The sequence below is a fragment of the Shewanella aestuarii genome (genome assembly GCF_014647215.1).
In the GTDB taxonomy this organism is placed as follows: Bacteria; Pseudomonadota; Gammaproteobacteria; order Enterobacterales; family Shewanellaceae; genus Shewanella; species Shewanella aestuarii.
This window is the reverse complement of sequence record NZ_BMOT01000015.1, coordinates 26,909-50,552: the sequence shown is the minus strand read 5'-3', so window position 1 is coordinate 50,552 and position 23,644 is coordinate 26,909. Positions and strand designations below refer to the sequence as shown.

At 43.7% G+C, this 23,644-nt stretch carries 8 protein-coding genes; 6 read left to right on the top strand and 2 right to left on the bottom strand.

Annotated features, from left to right (window positions below; translation table 11 throughout):
- Window positions 1-525 precede the first annotated feature (525 nt).
- Window positions 526-1,131: a DUF998 domain-containing protein gene (locus IEY03_RS16290; protein ID WP_188843632.1), complete on the bottom strand. Its 606-nt coding sequence runs from the start codon at window positions 1,129-1,131 to the stop codon at window positions 526-528.
- An 81-nt stretch (window positions 1,132-1,212) separates the two neighbouring features.
- Window positions 1,213-3,681 (bottom strand): P-loop NTPase, encoded by a 2,469-nt coding sequence (locus tag IEY03_RS16285; protein WP_188843630.1) that lies wholly within the window; start codon window positions 3,679-3,681, stop codon window positions 1,213-1,215.
- 366 nt (window positions 3,682-4,047) lie between these two features.
- Here IEY03_RS16285 and IEY03_RS16280 point away from each other — a divergent pair, with 366 nt between their 5' ends.
- The 6 genes from IEY03_RS16280 (at window position 4,048) to pfaD (ending at window position 23,571) form a co-directional block, all read left to right on the top strand.
- Window positions 4,048-5,010, top strand: coding sequence for an integron integrase (locus IEY03_RS16280; RefSeq protein ID WP_188843627.1), 963 nt, complete (start codon window positions 4,048-4,050; stop codon window positions 5,008-5,010).
- Between the two features lie 191 nt (window positions 5,011-5,201).
- Window positions 5,202-6,074, top strand: coding sequence for a COG3415 family protein (locus tag IEY03_RS16275; RefSeq protein WP_188843625.1), 873 nt, complete (start codon window positions 5,202-5,204; stop codon window positions 6,072-6,074).
- Window positions 6,071-13,975: a type I polyketide synthase gene (locus tag IEY03_RS16270; RefSeq protein WP_188843623.1), complete on the top strand. Its 7,905-nt coding sequence runs from the start codon at window positions 6,071-6,073 to the stop codon at window positions 13,973-13,975. Before IEY03_RS16275 ends, IEY03_RS16270 begins: the two co-directional genes overlap by 4 nt.
- 2 nt (window positions 13,976-13,977) lie before the next feature.
- Window positions 13,978-16,092 (top strand): PfaB family protein, encoded by a 2,115-nt coding sequence (locus tag IEY03_RS16265; RefSeq protein ID WP_188843621.1) that lies wholly within the window; start codon window positions 13,978-13,980, stop codon window positions 16,090-16,092.
- The gene (locus IEY03_RS16260) at window positions 16,089-21,905 is read left to right on the top strand and encodes a hotdog fold thioesterase (RefSeq protein ID WP_188843619.1); all 5,817 of its coding nucleotides are present in this window, start codon (window positions 16,089-16,091) and stop codon (window positions 21,903-21,905) included. Before IEY03_RS16265 ends, IEY03_RS16260 begins: the two co-directional genes overlap by 4 nt.
- Before the next feature lie 10 nt (window positions 21,906-21,915).
- Window positions 21,916-23,571, top strand: a complete 1,656-nt coding sequence (gene pfaD, locus IEY03_RS16255; RefSeq protein WP_188843617.1) for an eicosapentaenoate synthase subunit PfaD — start codon at window positions 21,916-21,918, stop codon at window positions 23,569-23,571.
- The last annotated feature ends 73 nt before the right edge of the window (window positions 23,572-23,644 follow it).

Below are 23,644 nucleotides of genomic sequence, written 5' to 3'. Positions count from 1 at the left end.
GAGATGGAGTTTTATGGGAAGCGCCAAAAGTATGAAATTAACTATTGACGCCATAGTCTCTTGTTATATGGCAGTTTACCGCATAAAAATGATGCGACTATTTGTAATGATACAAGCCCTGCAATACCAACTGGATAAATAATAAACCAGCCCATAAATAGCTCCCGTTTAACAATAACTAGAGCTGATAAAATGTCAAAAACCACTAAACCTAATATTGAAAAAGCTAACCAAGTTTGTAACTTACTCAATTTAAACCAACGATACTCTACTGCCACAGTAGCTAATACAAAAGCGATGAAGAAGCTAAGTATGTTGGTGGCATGAACCTTAAGAGGAGCGCCACTCATGTAAATAGAGCAAAACGATAATAAAGAAAAGATCGTAATGCTGATAAATATGCTCGATTTCATAATGCCATATAACGCCTCATTAAGAGGCTGATAATAGTTTGCTAAAATGTGCAGCGAAGCGGAACCGAGCAAACTGTTAGCAGTCCTGCTTTAATGACTTGTTAGTTTACAATTACACCAATACTAGTGAAAAAGCACTTAGCCAAATTAGCTGAAACCCATATGAAATACGTTGATGGATGCCAGGGTTACTTTTGGATTTTACGGCTTTAGCCATAGCAAAAAGATAATATACAGCAGCGACAACAGAAACTACTGAAAAAACACGAAAATATAGTGGGATAATTTCAGTTGTTGGACTTATAGCAATTAATATTGGTGCTACAACTAACGAAAGCAACATAATGAAACCTGCCCAAGAATGTACCTTACAATTAAAAGTTGGATTCTTAGTAAATGGATCGGCGTCCATTGGGAAGTAACCTGCGACCCATGTACCAACACCGTGAGCTATAACTAACCAACCCGCAACATTCACTAAAGTTGAAACATTTGAGAGTTGAGCCAGATACCAACCGAAAAAGCAAAATAGAAAACCAAGAGGATAATTGTTAATTAAAGGAGACAATTTTTCAGTTGGGCTACCAGTCGCACCTAACTCACTACAAAATTGCTTAGAATGGCTGTAACCAGCATAAAACCTACTTGCTACATAAACACCAATGAAAATCCAGATTGTTGCAATTAATCCTGAATAGATCGCAATACTCTCAAACACCACCAAACTCCCTTTGTAAACTAACGCCTCAAACACCGGCGCAGCTTTGCTGCGTCCGAGTGCTTTGACTTGTTATGTGAATTAACGCTTGACTTGAATATCTTTAATAATAAAGTCTAAACTTTCTATTACTTTTGTAATGGTTTTTTCATCATTAATACTTATTTTTCCAACCTTTGATGCACGCTCTACAGCAGATCGGAAGTTTTTACATGAATGTTCGAAAGCAACTTTTTGTTTACTAGAAAAATTAAAAAACTTATTAATATAAACATCTTTGTATTTAATAACTTGCCTGAATTTATAAACATCATCATTCAGTGAGTTCAACAAATCATCTGCTGCTTGAAAGTATTTCATTGATTCAACAGGATCATTAGCATCAAGGCACTGAAGAATATAAAGTCTCGCTTGCTGAGTATCTATATTTTCAGTGTGGTAATCATTTTTGTTTTCAGCAAAAGAATATGCTTGATCAAAATAATCCTGAGCTTTTTTAAAATCCTTATAAGGAAGTCGTGACATCCCAAACTGTACCCAAAAATGTGGGCTAGTCTTTAACCATGGTGCGGAAATTTTTAGGTTTTCATAGTATTTAGATAAATTATTTTTCCTATTTTGCTCTGGCAGCAGCCTTTCAATGAAAGAGAACTTAAGAAGTGCTTTAAATATTCTATTTTCTTCATAGGATCGACCACTTTCAGAATTCAGGTGCCTAGCAATTAAAAGCAACTGCTCAACAATGTAATTTGCTGAAAAATAGTTTTTAATGAGAGATAAAGAAAACAAACTTGATTTTGAGCTTGCTACGTTATTTTCAATTTTAAATAGTTCTCTAAAAGATGGATTATTAGTTAGCTTACCGTCATAAATTTCATTGTTCAGCGATATCTCTGAGATCAAACTCGATTTTGCCTCAAGACCTACAGTTTCAATCAATGCAATTCCGAATGCGGTATCTTTATATTTAAAATTGCTAAACAAGACGTTGGTTATCTTTTTAACCTTATCTACAATATATGGTGAATTAAATAAATCTAACAAGATTAATGATAGTTGAGAGTGGTGCTTTCGGATTAAATGATTGGTCTTTCTTTCAGTACTCCAGTTTGCTATATCGCCCCAAATCCCTATGTTGTCGATTATGCTAGTAAAAAATTCAACTTCATCTTTTTTAAGTATATCGATAGAAATTTCTAAAAACTTACTTTCAAATTTAGAAAACTCGTGCCGATGCCTTTCATGCTCCGATGTTCTGGAAGTAATAATTAAATTAATGTTCGCTGGTTTCGTATTATCGAAATGTTTAATTAGCTCAATATACTTATCATAATCATCAACGGCCACCACTATCCTTTTGCTTATCTTGCTTAAAACATCCAAATCACTTAAGTAGTCTCCCCCATCATCTTCTAAAGTAAACGTATCAATACCATTTTTGGTTAAATTAGCAACGACACTTTTTAAAATAATTGACTTACCGTTACCTAATTCTGAAACTAAAGCAACATTATTTCCTTCACTTATAAGAAGATCACAAATTTCCTGCACATAGTTTCTATTAATCAAATAAGGTATGCTTTGCGCAATCGAAATAGCCTTATCTATATGTGACTTTTTGATATCACCATGGAGAATAAATCTTTCGACTTCTGCGTCTCTAATATTAATATCATCAAAGGTGTTTTCATACTTAACTAATGACTCGGTATAGTCTTCATGTTGTTGATCTAAAATTGTACTTTTATTGTCTTGTATTAAGTTACCGAAACCATCAACCCCTATTGCAAGTACATGTCCAAACTTCCCTAGGAAATAAGTTTCTTCGTGAGTAGCATCCTTACGCGTTATAAAGTAAGTTCGTTCTTTAATCGATTGGTTGTCAAATAAGAATTTTTGAATGTCCAAGTCGTACAATGAATATCCAACAAAAACTAAAGCCGTACAACTTTCGAGATCTCTTTTAAAATGATAAAACCAATTTGAACTTGTAAAGCAATCAGCTGAAATATAAGAAGAGTTGCTCAGCTTTATATTACTTTCCAAGTGCTCGACAGTTGAGTTTTCAATTTTTCCATTTATATGCAAACAAATATCGCCAATATGGATATAGTCGTTAGGATTATCATCTGTACATAATGACTCTATGTTTCTTCCATTTTTTCTATTTGAAAGCTCAATTGCATTATCATAATTTGTCGTATAGCTTCTTTTCCATGGAATAGAACATATCGAAATATGATCGTCGCTAACTTCGTTCAACACAAAGTTGTTTTTTAATAAATTTAATAAATCCGGTTTAGATTTGTATGAAAGATAGTAATCCGATACATACATTAAATTATCACTAGGCTCCATTTTGCCAAGTTTTGCTATTTCCCTTGCTAATCCTTTAGCTAGAGGTGGCTCTTTTCCATTCAAATTTTTTGTATTTAGAGAGAAACCTGCACCTGTGAATAAAACAGCTTTACCGGTGCTAATTCGTGATAGAAAACTTTCCAAAGAAACATCTACCCTTTTAAAACCTTGTGTTCCTATCTCTAAATCCATTATTTATCCTTTATTAAGTTGAGAATGTTCGATTGTAAGCCAAATTCACATAACAGCTTATTCAACGGCGCATCATTCAATGTCGGCCGTTTAAGTTATTGATTAATAACATCCTACATTTGCTATCTTATTGATGTAAAGCACTTTTAATTTCAATAATCGCAAAACAAAGCGTGCAAAATGTTTTTCAATATGATGTTTCTACTTGCTTGTTGACAAAACACTAACAAAATAAACACCTTATAACCCCCTCGCTTCAATAACACCTACTACTTATGAATGATTTTTGACCTGATAATTCGTAAATCAGCCGAAAACCATTATAACTGTATAAATATACAGTTATAAACAAAATCAGGCGAATTTATGAAAAACATCGGTTATTTAGGCTCGATTAGAGAACAAATAAGAGTGCGCCATTACAGTTATCAAACTGAGAAATCATATTTGTATTGGAACCGTTACTTTATTCGGCACTTTAAATTTTCCTCGGCCAAACAAATTACACCATTACATATTGAACAATTTCTGACTTTTCTTGCTAACAGAAAACAAGTGTCCAGCAGTACCCAGCAACAGGCACTGTGCGCACTTGTTTTTGCGTTCAAACATGTGCTTGCAATTAACACCGATGATTTGCAATTCCCTTATGCAAAACCGCCCAGCAGAATCCCCCAAGTGCTTGACGATTCTGAGGCAAAGTTAATTATCGAACGCTTAACAGGAAAATATAAACTTCTAGGCATCTTACTTTATGGTGCTGGGCTTAGGCTTACAGAGGCATTGACCTTACGCATAAAAGATATTGATACTCAAAATCAGACCCTGTTTATTTACCGAGGAAAAGGTAAAAAAGATCGCGTGTGCATTTTACCGCAAATGGCTAATGAGTTAATCGATAAGCAAATGAGTCACGTACGCCAAACGCATTTAACAGACTTAAATAAGGGGTTAGGCATGGCATCATTACCGTCTAGCCTGATAAAAAAATTTGGCACTAGTGCTAAGTTATTTCATTGGCAATATCTTTTCCCCTCGATACATTGCGTTTTGCATCCCGTAAATGGCTATATTTGCAGGCATCACATTGATCCCACAACGTTTAGAAAAGCATTACAAAAAGCGCTTAGCCAAACATCAATTACCAAACGGGTGACAGCCCATACGTTCAGGCATTCTTTTGCAACAAACCTACTCAGACGCGGCCATGATATCAGAACCGTACAAGAGCTACTGGGTCATAATGATGTAAAAACAACACAAATCTATACCCATGTTGCTGGCTTACATCAAACCGGTATTGTCAGCCCGATGGACTACATAAGGTAAATAAAACCAAATCGCACACTAACATTTACATTGTTTAATCTTCTAGATCACAGTTTTTAGTTTCGGGTGATTGTATCGAAGCGAAACCTCAGGTAGTCTGCATGCTCTTACTATATTTAAGTGGATTTAACGCTTGGTCAGCGCTTGAGTGACCCAGCAGTCCCAGTAGATTATTCGGATATGCTGTCTCGATGACCCAAAAGACTAATAAGCTAACAGACATAGCAAAAACAGATGAGATAGCGGGTAAAAAAACGGTTAACCATCGTAATGCGACCACCACGCCTGAGATGCGTCAGTTTATTCAAGAATCTGATTTAAGCGTGAGTCAGTTATCTAAAATCCTCAATATTAGTGAAGCTACTGTTCGCAAGTGGCGCAAACGCGACTCCATTGATAACACCCCCAATACCCCTCACAAACTCAATACCACCTTGTCACCGATGGAAGAATACGTGATGTTGGGTTTGCGTTATCAATTAAAAATGCCCTTAGATAGACTATTAAAAGTCACTCAAGAATTTATTAATCCCAATGTGTCACGCTCAGGCTTAGCCCGATGTTTAAAGCGCTTTGGGGTCTCTAAACTTGATGAATTTGACAGCCCTTTCGTGCCTGAAAAATTCTTCAATCAGCTCCCTGTCACTCAGGGAGCAAACATTCAAACCTATACCGTAAACCCACAAACCTTAGCCGACACCTTAGCGTTACCCAGCCCTGATCCTGAAAATGTAGTGCAAGTGGTTTCGCTCAGTATTCCGCCAAAACTGACCGAACACCAAGCTTACTCAGTGCTTTTGGGGGTCGACTTTAAATCTGATTGGGTTTACTTAGATATTTATCAAGATAGCCATGCTCAGGCGAGCAATCGCTACATGGCACACGTTTTAAAACACGGTCCATTTCATTTACGAAAGTTGCTTGTGCGCAACTATCACAGTTTTCTTGCTCGATTTCCTGGAGCAAGTTTATCAGTTGCTAAACCTAAAAATGTTCAACCTAACGCAGCTGGATCCCTACATCAGATGACTCCCCCAGTGTCATCAAACGGAGACTCACAATGAGCCAATCCAAAAAAAATACCGATAAACGTCTTAATAAGCGTTTAAAAGATATGCCTGTTGCAATTGTTGGCATGGCCAGCATTTTTGCTAATTCTCGTTATTTAAATAAATTTTGGGATTTAATCAGCGAGAAAATCGACGCTATTACCGAAGTGCCTGACACTCATTGGCGTATTGAAGATTATTACGACGCAGATAAATCTGCGCCGGACAAAAGCTACTGTAAACGCGGTGGTTTTTTACCTGAGGTTGACTTCAACCCAATGGAGTTTGGCCTACCACCAAACATCCTTGAATTAACGGATTCATCACAATTGCTGTCGCTGATTGTGGCCAAAGAAGTATTAGCCGATGCTGGCGTGGGTGCAGATTATGACACTGACCGTATTGGCATTACCTTGGGCGTGGGCGGTGGTCAGAAACTGAATCACAGTTTAAGTGGTCGTTTACAATACCCTGTACTTAAAAAAGTATTCAAAAGCAGCGGACTGAGTGATGCTGATACTGAAATGCTCATCAAAAAGTTTCAAGACCAATATGTTCACTGGGAAGAAAACTCGTTCCCTGGTTCATTAGGTAACGTGATTGCTGGCCGTATCGCAAACCGTTTTGATTTAGGCGGAATGAACTGTGTGGTCGACGCCGCATGTGCTGGCTCTTTAGCTGCATTGCGTATGGCACTGACTGAATTAACCGAATGTCGTAGCGACATGATGATCACCGGTGGTGTGTGTACTGATAACTCGCCATCTATGTATATGAGTTTCTCTAAAACACCGGCATTTACCACCAACGAAACCATCCAACCTTTTGATATCGATTCAAAAGGCATGATGATTGGTGAAGGTATTGGCATGGTGGCGCTGAAACGTCTTGAAGATGCCGAGCGTGATGGTGACCGTATTTATGCGGTCATTAAAGGGGTTGGTGCCTCATCTGATGGTAAATTTAAAAGTATTTACGCCCCACGCCCTGAAGGACAAGCAAAAGCATTAAAGCGTGCCTATGATGATGCTGGATTTGAACCGCACACCATTGGCTTGATTGAAGCGCACGGTACAGGTACGGCCGCGGGTGATGTTGCCGAGTTTAACGGCTTGAAGTCAGTGTTTGCTGAAGGTAATGATACCAAGCAACACATTGCACTCGGGTCAGTTAAATCTCAGGTGGGTCACACAAAATCCACTGCGGGGACAGCCGGTGTGATTAAAGCGGCATTGGCACTGCACCATAAAGTGCTACCGCCAACCATTAATGTGAGTAAACCTAACCCTAAATTGGGCATAGATGACTCACCTTTTTACCTTAATACTGAAACCCGCCCTTGGTTACCCCGTGCTGATGATACTCCTCGTCGCGCAGGTATTAGCTCATTTGGTTTTGGTGGTACTAACTTCCACGTGGTACTTGAAGAATACACTCAAGACCATCAACGTGATGCTAAATACCGTCAGCGTGCCGTGGCACAAAGTTTATTGATTAGCGCCAGTAATAAAGCCGCGCTTGCGACTGAATTAAATCAGTTACTCAATGAAGTACAAAGCTTAAACGTTAGCTCGCCTAACATGGTTGAAATTGAATTGGCTAAGTTAGCCAAACGCTTTGCCATTAGCGCTATTGATAGCAAAGCTGCACGTATTGGTATGGTAGTGAGTTCATTAACTGAATTGGTTACCCAACTGACTCAAGCCATTGCCCAGTTAGCTAGCAATAGCAGCGATGCATGGCAATTACCGTCTGGCACCAGTTTCCGTCATCACGCATTGGTAACAACCGATGCCAAGGTAAAAGTGGCGGCATTATTTGCGGGTCAAGGCTCACAATACGTTAATATGGGTATCGATCTGGCGTGTCATTACCCTGAAATGCGTCAGCAGTTAATGCTAGCCGATAAGGTGTTTGCCAAGCACAAGCAAACACTATTATCGCAAGTTTTGTTCCCTATCCCCGCCTTTGAAGCTGATGATATCGCAGCGCAACAAGCGGATTTGACCAATACAGCCAATGCGCAAAGCGCGATTGGTGCCGTGAGTATGGGACAATATCAATTACTGAGTCAGGCTGGCTTTAAAGCCGATATGGTTGCTGGCCACAGTTTTGGTGAACTGTCAGCATTATGCGCGGCGGGAGTGATTAGCACTGAAGATTATTATCAGCTAGCCTTTGCCCGCGGCCAATCAATGGCGGCAACGCCTAAAGATCAAGATGCCGGCGCTATGTATGCTGTGATCCTGCCAGCGAGCACTGATACCACCCACATTGATAAACTTGAGCTTTGTATTAAAGACTTTGACGGCGTCAAGGTAGCAAACTACAACTCACCGACTCAATTAGTGATTGCAGGCCCAACCAATACGACTGCGGATGCCGCCAAGGCCATTCAGTCATTGGGCTTCAAAGCCATTGCGTTACCTGTGTCGGGCGCGTTCCATACACCACTGGTGGCCCATGCCCAGGTGCCGTTTGCAAAAGCTATCAGCAAAGTGAAATTTGCTAAGCCTAAAGTCAGCCTGTATGCCAATGGCACAGGTCAGTTGCATCCAAAAGATCCTAAAGCCATTCAAAGCGCCTTTAGTGAACATATGTTGCAGTCAGTGCGTTTTAGCGACCAGCTTAAAGCTATGTACGATGCAGGTGCTCGAGTGTTTGTTGAGTTTGGTCCGAAAAACATTCTCCAAAAACTGGTTGAAGGCACCTTAGGCAATCAAAGCGATGCTGTCAGTGTGGTTAGCCTTAATCCAAACCCGAAAGGAAACAGCGATACACAACTGCGTCAAGCAGCTATGCAACTTGCGGTGTTAGGTGTGGCATTAGCCGAGGTTGACCCGTATCAAGCGCCGATTGCGGAATTAGCCAAATCATCGCCAATGAATGTCAAGCTCACCGCCACCAACTTCATCAGCCCAGCGACCAAAGCTAAAATGCAGAAGTCGTTAGAAACCGGTCAAGTTGCGCCTAAGCAAATTGAAGTGAAGGTTGAAGTGCCAGTCGAAAAAATTGTTGAGAAGATAGTGGAAAAAGAAGTGATAAAAACTGAATATATTGAAGTACCACAAGCAGGTGCTGTGCCATCAACAGCAAACAATGCGCCTGTTAGCCGCCCAGCTATTACGCAAACCAACTCAGCTGCGGTAAATACTGACAGCATTAGCGCATTTTTTGCCGCACAAGAGCAAACCGCGCAATTGCATCAACAATTTTTAGCCATTCCTCAGCAATATGGCGACACTTTTGCCACGCTCATGGCGGCGCAAACCCAAATGGCGGCGTCGGGTTTAGCGATTCCAGACAGCTTGCAGCAATCAATGGCACAATTCCACCAGCATCAGGCTCAGACTTTACAAAGTCATACCTTGTTCCTTGAGCAGCAAGCGCAATCTAACCAAAGTGCATTAGCCATGTTAACAGGACAAGCGCCTGTTGCGATGGCTCAACATACTTACACTGCGCCCGTTGTGACTCAAGCACCTGTGCAGCAGCCAGTTCAAGCTATTGCTGCTCAAGCTGCTGTAGCTCAGCCTGCGGTACAACATCGTGTTGCACCCGCGCCGCAGCAAGCTGTCGCTATGTCAGCACCAGCACCTCAAGTCGCACCAATTAAAGCCGTGGCACCTGTTGCAGCAGCACCTGTAGCGGTAGCTCCGGTGGCTGTGAGTGCTGGCCTAAGCGCAGATAAAGTACTCAACACCATGTTAGACGTGGTCGCTGAAAAAACCGGTTACCCAACAGAAATGCTTGAATTAAGCATGGATATGGAAGCAGACCTTGGCATTGACTCAATCAAGCGCGTGGAAATTTTAGGCACGGTTCAAGATGAGTTACCCGGCTTACCTGAATTAAGCCCTGAAGATTTAGCCGAGTGTCGTACGCTGGGTGAAATCGTTGATTACATGAACAGCAAATTGCCAGCCGCAGGCGCAAGCCCAGTTGCTGCTACAGTTGCTTCTGCGCCAGTATCGGCAAACAGCAGCTTGAGCGCAGAGTCAGCCTTGAGCGCGCATCAGGTACAAAGCACCATGATGTCAGTCGTGGCTGAAAAAACCGGTTACCCAACAGAAATGCTTGAATTAAGCATGGATATGGAAGCAGATCTTGGCATTGACTCAATCAAGCGTGTGGAAATTTTAGGCACGGTTCAAGACGAGTTACCTGGCTTACCTGAATTAAGCCCAGAAGATTTAGCCGAGTGTCGTACGCTGGGTGAAATCGTTGATTACATGAACAGCAAGTTGCCAGCTGCAGGCGCAAGCCCAGTCGCTGCGTCAGTTGCAGCTACAGTTGCTTCTACGCCAGTATCGGCAAACAGCAGCTTGAGCGCAGAGTCAGCCTTGAGCGCGCATCAGGTACAAAGCACCATGATGTCTGTTGTGGCTGATAAAACCGGTTACCCAACTGAAATGCTTGAATTAAGCATGGATATGGAAGCCGACCTTGGCATTGACTCAATCAAGCGTGTGGAAATTTTAGGCACGGTTCAAGACGAGTTACCTGGCTTACCTGAATTAAGCCCTGAAGATTTAGCCGAGTGTCGTACGCTGGGTGAAATCGTGGCTTACATGAACAGCAAGTTACCAGCCGCAGGCGCAAGCCCAGTTGCTGCGTCAGTTGCAGCAGTTGCTTCTACGCCAGTATCGGCAAACAGCAGCTTGAGCGCGCATCAGGTACAAAGCACCATGATGTCTGTTGTGGCTGATAAAACCGGTTACCCAACAGAAATGCTTGAATTAAGCATGGATATGGAAGCAGACCTTGGCATTGACTCTATCAAGCGTGTGGAAATTTTAGGCACGGTTCAAGACGAGTTACCCGGCTTACCAGAATTAAACCCAGAAGATTTAGCCGAGTGTCGTACGCTGGGTGAAATCGTGGCTTACATGAACAGCAAGTTGCCAGCAGCAGGCACAAGTTCAGTTGCTGCAACAGTTGCTTCTGCGCCAGTATCGGCAAACAGCAGCTTGAGCGCAGAGTCAGCCTTGAGCGCGCATCAGGTACAAAGCACCATGATGTCCGTTGTGGCTGAAAAAACCGGTTACCCGACTGAAATGCTTGAATTAAGCATGGATATGGAAGCAGACCTTGGCATTGACTCTATCAAGCGCGTGGAAATTTTAGGCACGGTTCAAGACGAGTTACCCGGCTTACCTGAATTAAACCCAGAAGATTTAGCCGAGTGTCGTACGCTGGGTGAAATCGTGGCTTACATGAACAGCAAGTTGCCAGCGGGCAGCGCGTCAACAGCCAGCCAGTCTGCTGCGCAAACTGTTGCTCCACAAGCCGCGGCAACGCTTACTACTGATCTTCCTCCTCATCAGGAAGTCGCACTAAAAAAGCTACCAGCGGCGGATAAATTAGTTGGCTGTTTTTCTAAAGATGCCTGCATCGTCATCAATGATGATGGTCATAATGCTGGCGTATTAGCAGAAAAATTAGTGGCAACTGGCTTAACCGTCGCGGTAATTCAAAGCCCAAAAACCATCACAAGTACGCAGTCACCATTAAGCAGTGCGATAGCAAGCTTCGTGTTAACTGAGGTCAGTGATGATGCTATTGCAAAAGTGATTGGCCAAATTGCAGCAAAACACAAAATAGCCGCTTTTGTTCACTTACAGCCGCAACTTACCGCGAAAGGATCTTTGCCATTAAGTGATGCGGGTTTTCACGCCGTTGAGCAAGCTTTCCTGATGGCTAAGCATTTGCAAAAAGGCTTTGAGGCGTTATCTCAATCTGAGCGCGTAAGCTTTATGACGGTTAGCCGTATTGACGGTGGATTTGGTTACTTAGATAACCAAGCGCTAATGACTGCTGAGCTTAATCAGGCTGCACTTTCTGGCTTAAGCAAAACATTAAGCCATGAATGGCCAAAGGTGTTTTGCCGCGCATTAGACATTGCCCCGCAGTTTGAAGCCAGCGAATTAGCCCAAGCTATCGTGGCAGAACTGTTTGATCTTGATACCTCAACAACCGAAATTGGTATTAGTCAGCAAGGTCGTCACACGCTAACGGCAACCGCAACCGCCAAAACGCGCTTTCAAGCCAGTCGTTTAAACCGTGAAGATAGCGTATTGGTTACCGGTGGCGCAAAGGGTGTCACCTTTGAATGTGCGCTCACGTTAGCTAAGCAAACCCAGTCTCACTTTATACTTGCTGGACGTAGCGAGCACTTGGCTGCCAACCTCCCCGCATGGGCACAAGGTAAAAAAGCCAATGAGTTAAAAGCCGCTGCTATTGCCTATATTCAATCGCAAGGTAACAAGCCAACACCAAAGCAAATTGATGCACTCGTGTGGCCGATTACCAGTAGCTTAGAGATTGACCGCTCACTTGCAGCCTTTAAAGAAGTTGGAGCAAGCGCGCAATATATCAGCATGGACGTCAGTTCAGATGCAGCGATTAAGCAAACCTTAGCCGATCTTGAAAAGTCATCAGGTAAAGCGATTACCGGTATTATTCACGGTGCTGGCGTATTAGCTGATAAGCATATTCAGGATAAAACCCTCACTGAATTAGGCCGAGTGTATGGCACTAAAGTGTCTGGCTTTGCCGGAATAATCAATGCCATTGATGCTAGCCAACTTAAGTTAGTAGCGATGTTCTCATCTGCTGCAGGCTTTTATGGCAATACCGGTCAAAGTGACTATTCAATGTCAAACGAGATCCTCAACAAAACAGCACTGCAGCTAGCGGCAACCTATCCGCAAGCTAAAGTGATGAGTTTTAACTGGGGCCCTTGGGACGGCGGCATGGTCAGTTCAGCATTAAAGAAAATGTTTGTTGAACGCGGGGTATACGTTATTCCTTTAGATAAAGGTGCAAATCTGTTTGCTCACAGCCTGCTGTCGGAATCCGGCGTGCAACTGCTGATTGGCTCAGACATGCAAGGCTCAGACAATAGCAATGCTGATAAATCAGGTGCCGCTGTAAAAAAGCTTAATGCGGACTCTTCGCCTATTGCCGAGGGTTCGCTGACACTATCTTTTACGGGTGTGAATAACACTTATACCGTTGAACGTGTACTTGATCCGCTTGCAATGCCTTTTATTGAAGATCATTGCATCGCGGGCAATCCAGTACTGCCGACAGTCTGTGCCATTCAGTGGATGCGTGAAACCGCGCAACGTTTGTGTGGTCAACCTGTGTGTGTTCAAGAGTATAAGTTACTCAAAGGCATCATATTCGACACAGTTCAGCCGCAGGTATTAACGTTAACACTGACACAAACTGATTCAGGTTTACACGCGTTAATCGCCAGCAGAATGCAAAGCGACAACAGCGACAGTGTTTTAAGACCACAATATCAAGCTAGGCTGATAAGCCATCGCCATCTTGATAATGGGTCTAACACTTTGCCAAGTATTGTGAATACGGCAAAGCAATATGCCAGTGAAGCCCGAGTGATCAGCACAGATACTGAGTTGTATACCAATGGCAGCTTATTTCATGGCCCTCGCCTGCAAGGTATTAAGCAGGTGTTGATTGCTGATGAACAGCAGCTCGTGTGTCAAGTTGAATTACCGCCAATCAACGCAAATGATTGTTTAGGCTTTGCGCCTCAGTTAACACTGGGCGGCAGTCAGGCCTTCGCAGAAGATTTGTTGTTGCAGGCGATGTTGGTGTGGGCGCGTATTCAGCATGATGCCGCCAGTTTGCCATCAACCATTGGCGAAATGACTACCTATGCGCCTTTTGCATCAGGTGATCAAGGTTACATCGTATTAACTGTGCTAAAAAGCAGTAGTCGTTCGCTCACTGCTGATGTGGCGCTATACCATACTGATGGCAGATTGAGTTGCACTATGTCGGCGGCTAAAACCACCATTAGTAAAAGCTTGAATGATGCGTTTATGGCGCCTCGTAACCCAAGTCTCGCTTCAAGCAGTAACCTAGTTGAGGACTCAATTTGATTATGAGCGCCTTAACCAGCAAGGAATTAGCTGAAGCGGTTAAGCAACGCCATTTGATGCCTATGCGCATCGCGGTGTTGCTTAATCCGCCTAACCCTCTTCCCCAAGTTGACAGCCACACTATTGCGATGGACGGCTCCAATCTACTTGGATTTGAACAAGCGCTCGCGAGTGCGGCTCAGTTACTGAGTGAAAAGCCAAATATGATGGTTAATTTGGCTGACGCTTTGTGGCTTATTCCGGCACTATTCGCGGCTAAAAATAACATTCACCCCCACGCCTTTATTAACGGTGTGGGCATAGCAACCAACAGTGATGAGGCCGTTAAGCAGGCATTAACCCATGCGAAACGCTTGCATATCGCCCCAATTGTTCATACTGCAAAAGCCAGTTCGGCCAAGCATAAGTTACAACAATTACATGCGTTGGTGAGTGCAATTGCGCATCGTCAAACGCCACAATCTGCGACCTATGCTAGTGAGGATAATGTCGCAGAGCAGCCTTATTGGTTTTGCGATTTTCATCAAAGTCGGGTGGCAGCATTTAGCAGTTCGATGAGTGCTGACTCGCATCAAGCGGTTATTTTAACCCAGGGCACTGAAGTGCTTACGGCTAATCCTTTGCTGAATCAGCATAGATTATGGTTGCCGATTGGCGCAGCTACGGTAGCTGAGTTACAGATACATTTAGCTGAATTAGCACAGCAATTAGCTGGCTTAAATGATGTGTTAACGGATGGCATTACTGACAAGCTTGATGGTTCGGCAGTGTCCCTTCCCTTGCTGCATTTAATCAAGCAGCAACTGGCAGCATATAGCGCGAATGTTGAACAGCATAAATTCACCGCCGTGGTCATGGCCACAAGTTTTGCGGCCTTGTGTGCAGAAGTCTCTGCAATACAAAATGCCCTAGCGGGTATCAATGCCAATGAAGCTTTACACTATAAAACCCCTGCGGGCAGTTGCGTTACCACGGTCCCCTTAGGAGATAAAGGCTTAAGTTTTGTCTTCCCGGGCGTGGGCACGGTTTATCCCAATATGCTTAAACACCTAGGGCATACCTTTCCTGCGCTTTATGCTGAACTTGAAAAACACGGCGATTTACAAGCCATGTTACAAAGCCAACATATTTATGCCCCAGAGGGTTCAACCCAGAATATGAGCCTATCAGAGCTGGCCATTTCGGGTGTGGGTGCAAGCTATATATTGACTAAGCTACTGACGAAAACATTCAATATTAAGCCTAAATTAGCTTTAGGCTATTCAATGGGTGAGGCGTCAATGTGGGCCAGTTTAGATGTGTGGCAACAACCGCACAGCTTAATTGATGCCACTCAAACCAGCTCGATTTTCACCCAAGACATTTCAGGGCCGTTACATTGTGTACGCCAAGATTGGCAGCTACTGCCAACGGATGAGATTGTGTGGAATAGTTTTGTCACTCGGGCAACGCCTGAAGAGTTGGCCCCGTACCTTGCTGAATATCCTCGGGCATACATTGCCATCATTCAGGGCGATACCTGTGTGGTTGCAGGGTGTGAAGCAAGTTGTAAGGCGTTATTAAAACAAGCGGGTAAGCGTGGCATTGCTTCAAATAAAGTCACCGCTATGCACACTTTACCTGCGATGCAAATTATTGAGCAAGTGCAGCAGTTTTATCATCAACCGTTAATGGATGCTGTGCCCGATGCGATAAAGTTTATTAGCGCGACTGAAGCTCAGCCAATCAAGTTAACCTCAGATGCCATCGCGCAGTCTATTGCCGATACCTTTTGCCATCAGCTGAATTTTACCCAGCTCATCGCTAAAGCTTATCAACACGGTAGCCGCTTATTTGTTGAAATGGGTGCAGACAGACAAACCACCACATTAATTGACAAAATTTTGCCTAGTCAGGCTTGTCATCAAGCTCAGGCTATTGCCGTTAATGCTAAAGGTGCGGATGAATGTATCAGCTTATTGAAATGTTTAGGTCAACTACTCAGCCATCAGGTGCCTATGTCATTTACCCCGTTTATCGATAGCATTGATTGTGCTATTGCGTCATTGCAGGCTTATGGTCATTCGTCTTTATCGACTGAGACACCCCACCTTATTTCAGAAGGAGAACCCCATTGAGTTCTCATAACACTCCAAAAATTGCCATAGTCGGACTAGCGAATCAGTACCCCGATGCGGATACGCCGGCAAAATTTTGGCAAAACCTGCTGGATAAAAAAGACTCTCGCAGTCAAATCAGCAATGAAAAGTTAAATGCAAAACCTCAAGAATACACAGGGGTTCAAGGCCAATCTGATCGCTTCTATTGCGATAAAGGCGGCTACATTCAAAACTTTCAATTTAATGCCAACGATTATCACATTCCAGCCAGTGCATTTACCGGTTTAGATGACAGTTTTTTATGGGCGACAGATACCGCGCGCAACGCGTTAGCTGATGCGGGCATCGACTTAAACGATGATCGTTTAGCACGCACAGGTATTGTGATGGGTACCCTGTCGTTCCCGACCGCTAAGTCGAACCAGCTATTTGTTCCGCTTTATCATGATGCGGTTGAAAAAGCCTTACAGGTTAAATTGGCACAGCCAAACTTTGTATTACAAGGTTTTGGTGAGCAGCAACCCCAACAGATTAACTATCGCAATGGCGCGATTGCCCATAACGCCTCAAAATTGGTAGCGGATGCTTTAGGGCTAGGCGCAGCGCAATTAAGCCTTGATGCAGCCTGTGCTAGTTCAGTTTATGCCCTCAAGTTGGCCTGCGATTATTTACACACAGGCAAGGCTGATATCATGCTAGCCGGTGCCGTATCAGGGGCGGATCCTTTCTTTATTAACATGGGTTTTTCCATTTTCCATGCGTATCCAGATCATGGCATTTCAGCGCCCTTTGACAGCAACAGTAAAGGGTTATTTGCTGGTGAAGGCGCTGGCGTATTAGTACTAAAGCGGCTTGAAGATGCCGAGCGCGATGGCGATCATATTTATGCGCTAGTCAGCGGTATCGGGCTATCAAACGACGGAAAAGGTCAATTTGTACTGAGCCCAAACAGCAAAGGACAGGTCTTGTCATTTGAGCGCGCCTATCGTGAAGCCAACATCGCCCCTGCCAGTATTGAAGTGATTGAATGCCACGCTACAGGCACGCCATTAGGCGACAAGGTTGAGCTAACCTCAATGGAGCGCTTCTTTGAAGATAAACTCAATGGTAGTGCCACGCCATTAATTGGTTCAGCAAAATCCAATTTAGGTCATTTACTCACGGCAGCCGGCATGCCTGGGATCATGAAAATGATCTTTGCCATGCGCCAAGGCGTGTTGCCGCCAAGCATTAATATCAGTAGCCCGATAGCGTCACCAAACCAATTATTTGGCCAGCAAACGCTGCCCAATGATGTATTGCCATGGCCAGATAAAGCCGGTAATGCAGTACGTCACGCTGGCGTGTCGGTGTTTGGTTTTGGTGGTTGCAACGCGCATTTATTAATTGAATCTTATGACAATAATCGTCCTATTAATCATGCTAAGACGAATGCACCTGCATTAAACGCATCGCATCAACCCATGCGTATTACCGGTATTGCGGCTCACTTTGGTCAAGCCAGTAGCTTAAATGACCTTGCAACTAAAGTGACACAGCAGCAATCATTAATGACTAAACTTCCAGCCAAACGCTGGAAAGGCTTAGAAAAACACCCAGAACTTCTCGCTAAACATGGTCTACACGCTGCGCCGCAAGGCGGCTATATTGAGCAGTTCGACTTTGATTTTTTACGCTTTAAAGTGCCGCCTAATGAAGATGACCGATTAATCTCGCAGCAGCTGTTATTGATGAAAGTGGCCGACGAAGCGATTGTTGATGCCAAGTTAACGCCTGGCAGCAAAGTGGCTGTATTAGTGGCGATGGAAACTGAGCTTGAACTCCATCAGTTCAGGGGCCGAGTTAACCTCCATAGCCAAATCGCCGACAGTTTAACCGCCCACGGTGTTGAATTAACTCAAGATGAGTACCTCGCCCTTGAAACTATCGCCATGGACAGTGTGTTAGATGCCGCTAAGCTGAATCAGTACACCAGCTTTATTGGCAATATTATGGCGTCGCGCATTTCATCATTGTGGGACTTTAATGGTCCAGCCTTTACTATTTCTGCGGGTGAGCAATCGGTTAATCGCTGTATTGATGTGGCCCAAAATCTGTTTGCGCTAAGTTCATACCAAGAACCACTAGATGCGGTCATTATCGCGGCGGTCGACTTATCTGGCAGCATCGAAAATATGCTGCTAAAAAATGCCTGTTTATCGTCTTTAGGGGCAAGTGATAGTGCGGTATCACCATGGTATGTCGGTGAGGGTGCAGGCGCGATAGTATTGCAAGCGCCAAACGCGGTGTCAGCAAGTGCCCAAGCAAATACAAACAGCTATGCCCACAGTTATGCCAATATTGATGGCCTGCAATTTAACTCGCGTTACAGTGCGGATAAGGTCAGTGCAAACATTATCGCCAAGTCAGCTTATTTAGTTGAATTGAATCAATCGCCTGAAAGCCAACTAGGCTTAATGGGACAAAGCCTGCATAAGCAATTATCACAGGGTGTGAATAGCTTAACCCAAGCGCAACACTTGATGGGTCACAGTTTTGCAGCATCGGGCATGGCGAGCATTGTACACAGCTTAATCAAACTGAATGAGCAAAACTCGACAGTTAACGCCTGTGTTGTGACGGTCAGTGAAGATCAATGTTCCAACATTGATTTATCCGTATCGTCATCACAACACTCTGCACTAAGAGATCGTTTGAGCACACCGCTAACTCAACAATTAGCCACAGGCAGTAAATTGAGCTTAATTAAGCAAGTCAGTTTGGGTGGGCAAGATATTTATCAGCACATTATTGATGCGCCATTAGCTGCCATGACAGATATTCAAGCGAAATGCGCCCATATTGTGCCTGTAGTGCGCCCGTCAGCCACGATTTCAGCAATCCCTATGACTCATAGTCTAACTCATCACAATGAGCTTACTCAGTCGGTGACAGAATCCACGACTTCAACAGAGACGACACCCATTATTATGCCTAATCTAAAACCGGCTTCTCCTGTTAAACATGCACAGATCCAATCTTCGTCTGTGGCTAACGCTTTACCGCCAGCGCATTTAACCGCTTTCCAACAAAACCAGTGGCTTGCTCAACAAGCCCATTTGGCATTTTTGAAAAGCCGCGATGCGGGCTTAAAAGTGGCTGATACCTTGTTAAAGCAACAACTTGCTCAGGCCAACGGCTCTGCCACCCCGATGGCTGTTCAGGTTCAAGCAGAAAATGTACTGGCGAAACCAGCCCCGCAAACTGCACTAGCACCTAATCATGCAAAAGTGCCCGCCTACACTGCACCTATTCCCGCCAATAAACCGTGTATTTGGAATTACGCTGATTTAGTGGAATATGCAGAAGGTGATATTGCCAAGGTATTTGGTAAAGACTACGCCATTATTGATAGCTACTCTCGTCGCGTACGATTACCCACCACGGATTACTTATTGGTGTCACGGGTGACCAAACTTGATGCGACCATGAACCAATATAAGCCGTGTTCAATGACCACTGAATACGATATTCCAGTGGATGCACCTTACTTAGTTGATGGTCAAATCCCTTGGGCAGTGGCCGTTGAGTCAGGCCAGTGCGATTTAATGTTGATCAGCTACTTAGGGATCGACTTTGAAAACAAAGGCGACCGCGTATATCGCTTATTAGATTGCACGTTAACTTTCTTAGAAGATTTGCCTCGTGGCGGTGATACCTTACGTTACGACATTAAAATCAATAACTTTGCCAGCAATGGCGATACATTACTGTTCTTCTTCTCCTATGAATGTTTTGTGGGCGACAAAATGATTCTGAAGATGGATGGCGGTTGCGCTGGATTCTTCACTGATCAAGAGCTTGCTGACGGTAAAGGGGTGATTCAAACTGAAGACGAAATTAAAAAACGCCTAGAAGTGATCAATAACCCTCACAAACCGCGTTTTGAGCCGTTATTACATTGTGGGCAAACACAGTTTAATTATGGCCAAATACATCACTTACTTACAGGTGATATCGGCAGCTGTTTTGGTGGCGAGCATGCTAAACATCAGCAGCAAACAGGTAGCCAAGCCTCGTTATGTTTTGCCTCTGAAAAGTTTTTAATGATTGAACAAGTCAGCAACTTAACCGTGAATGGCGGTGCTTGGGGCTTAGGCTTAATTGAAGGCCACAAACAATTAGCACCTGACCATTGGTATTTCCCATGCCACTTTAAAGGTGATCAGGTGATGGCGGGCTCATTAATGGCCGAAGGCTGTGGGCAACTATTACAGTTCTTTATGTTGCATATCGGTATGCACACTTTGGTGAGTAATGGTCGCTTCCAACCACTTGAAAACGCATCACAAAAAGTGCGCTGTCGCGGTCAGGTTCTACCTCAACACGGTGAATTGACCTATCGAATGGAAGTCACTGAAATCGGTGTTAGCCCGCGTCCTTATGCGAAAGCCAATATTGATATTTTGCTTAACGGCAAGGTGGTAGTCGATTTCCAAAATCTCGGTGTGATGATTAAAGAAGATAGCGAATGTACTCGTTACCCGCTACTGGCTTTAGAAACGCCTGACGCCAGTGTGAATGAACACAATAAAGCGCCATTAATGGCACAAGTACCTGATTTAAGTGCCCCAACAAATAAGGGCGTTATTCCGCTTAAACATGTTGAAGCGCCAAGTGTTGCGCCAGATTCAAAATACGCTAACCGCGTACCTGATACCGTGCCGTTTACGCCTTATCATATGTTCGAGTTTGCAACGGGCAACATTGAAAAATGTTTTGGGCCAGATTTCAGTATTTACCGCGGCTTAATTCCACCCCGTACGCCCTGTGGTGATTTACAGTTAACCACCCGCGTAGTGGAAATTAACGGTAAACGTGGTGAGTTGAAAAAGCCATCATCGTGTATTGCTGAATATGAAGTCCCTGCTGATGCCTGGTATTTTGCTAAAAACAGCCATCCAGCGGTGATGCCTTATTCAGTGTTAATGGAGATATCACTACAACCTAATGGCTTTATTTCAGGCTATATGGGCACGACCTTAGGTTTCCCTGGACAAGAATTGTTTTTCCGTAATCTCGATGGCAGCGGAAAATTATTACGCCATGTGGATTTACGCGGCAAAACCATTGTCAATGATTCGAAGCTATTATCCACTGTCATCGCTGGCAGTAACATTATTCAAAATTTTACCTTTGACTTAAGCGTTGATGGAGAGCCTTTCTATACAGGTAGTGCAGTATTTGGTTATTTTAAAGGTGATGCGCTGAAAAACCAGCTCGGTATTGATAATGGTAAAATTACCCAACCTTGGCATATTGATAATAATGTGGCCGCGGATATCAGTGTTAACCTGTTAGACAAACAGTCTCGCGTGTTTAACCCACCCGCTAATCAGCCTCATTATGCTTTAGCGGGCGGTCAGTTAAACTTTATCGACAAAGCTGAAATTGTTGAAACTGGCGGCAAATACGGTAAAGGCTATCTGGCTGCATCACGCACCATTGACCCAAGTGATTGGTTCTTCCAGTTCCATTTCCACCAAGATCCCGTCATGCCGGGTTCATTAGGCGTTGAAGCCGTGATTGAGTTAATGCAAACTTACGCCATTAGCACCGACCTAGGCAAAGGCTTTACTAATCCTAAATTTGGCCAAATATTGTCAGATATCAAGTGGAAATACCGTGGCCAAATCAACCCATTAAACAAACAAATGTCACTTGATGTGCATATCAGCGCCGTGAAAGATGAAAACGGTAAGCGCATTATTGTTGGCGACGCAAACCTGAGTAAAGATGGTTTACGTATTTATGAAGTGAAAGACATCGCAATTTGTATCGAAGAGGCATAAGGGAATAATAATGACAATAAGTATCCAAAACGAAAAGCTTTCTCCATGGCCTTGGCAAGTTGCCTCAAGCGATGCCAGCTTTGACCCTGTTAATATGGGTAAAAAATTAAAGGACCTCACTAAGTCATGCTATTTAATCAATCACCCAGAGCAAGGCTTAGGTGTGTCACAGCAGGCGCAAGTGATTACCGAGCAAGACGAGATAGCCAACATTGCCAGTAATGATGCCAATGCGCAGCATTTACCTGTCAGTGCTTTTGCCCCTGCCCTTGGCACGCAAAGTTTAGGTGACAGTAATTTTCGCCGCGTACATGGGGTGAAATATGCCTATTACGCAGGTGCTATGGCCAACGGTATTGCCTCAGAAGAGTTAGTGATTGCCTTGGGGCAAGCCGGTATTTTATGTTCATTTGGCGCGGCGGGTCTTATTCCATCACGCGTGGAACAAGCTATTAATCGTATTCAAACGGCGCTTCCCAATGGCCCGTATATGTTTAACTTGATCCACAGCCCGAGTGAGCCAGCTTTAGAGCGCGGCAGTGTTGAGTTATTTTTAAAACATAAAGTACGCACCGTAGAGGCTTCTGCCTTTTTGGGCTTAACACCGCAAATCGTTTATTACCGAGCTGCGGGACTGAGTCGCGATAGCCAAGGTGAAGTGGTGATTGGCAATAAAGTGATCGCTAAAATTAGCCGAACGGAAGTAGCGACTAAATTTATGGAGCCCGCGCCAGTCAAAATGCTACAACAACTAGTAGACGAAGGGTTAATTACGGCACTGCAAATGGAATTAGCACAGCAAGTTCCTATGGCCGATGACATTACAGCAGAAGCTGACTCTGGTGGTCATACTGACAACCGTCCATTGGTGACCTTATTACCGACGATTTTAGCCCTAAAAGATAAAATTCAAGCCAAATATCAATATAAAACCCCAATCCGTGTTGGCTGTGGCGGCGGCGTGGGCACACCCGATGCAGCGTTGGCAACCTTCAACATGGGCGCTGCCTTTATTGTAACTGGCTCAATTAATCAGGCTTGTGTTGAAGCGGGTGCCAGTGAGCACACCCGTAAGTTACTTGCAACCACTGAAATGGCCGATGTCACCATGGCGCCAGCTGCAGATATGTTTGAAATGGGCGTCAAACTGCAAGTGGTTAAGCGTGGTACGCTATTCCCTATGCGTGCTAACAAGTTATACGAAATTTATACCCGCTATGATTCTATCGAAGCGATCCCAGAAGATGAACGTGAAAAACTTGAAAAACAAGTGTTTCGTTCAAGTCTAGATGATATTTGGGCGGGCACGGTTGCACATTTTAATGAACGCGATCCTAAGCAAATTGAACGCGCTAAAGATAATCCCAAACGTAAAATGGCGTTAATTTTCCGCTGGTATCTTGGTCTATCAAGTCGTTGGTCAAATACCGGTGAAGTGGGCCGAGAAATGGATTATCAAATATGGGCCGGCCCTGCACTTGGTGCTTTCAATGAATGGGCCAAAGGCAGTTATTTAGATGATTATACTAAGCGAAATGCGGTAGATTTAGCTAAACACATGATGCACGGCGCCGCATACCAAGCTAGAGTTAACTTACTTACGGCTCAAGGTGTGGCGGTTCCTGTTGAACTTCAACGCTGGCGTCCACAAGATCAAGTTAAGTAATTAGCGTAAAAAAACGCTATTTGTACTTGGTTTAATATTCAATAAGGTCTGTTAACATAGCTGCTAGTTAACA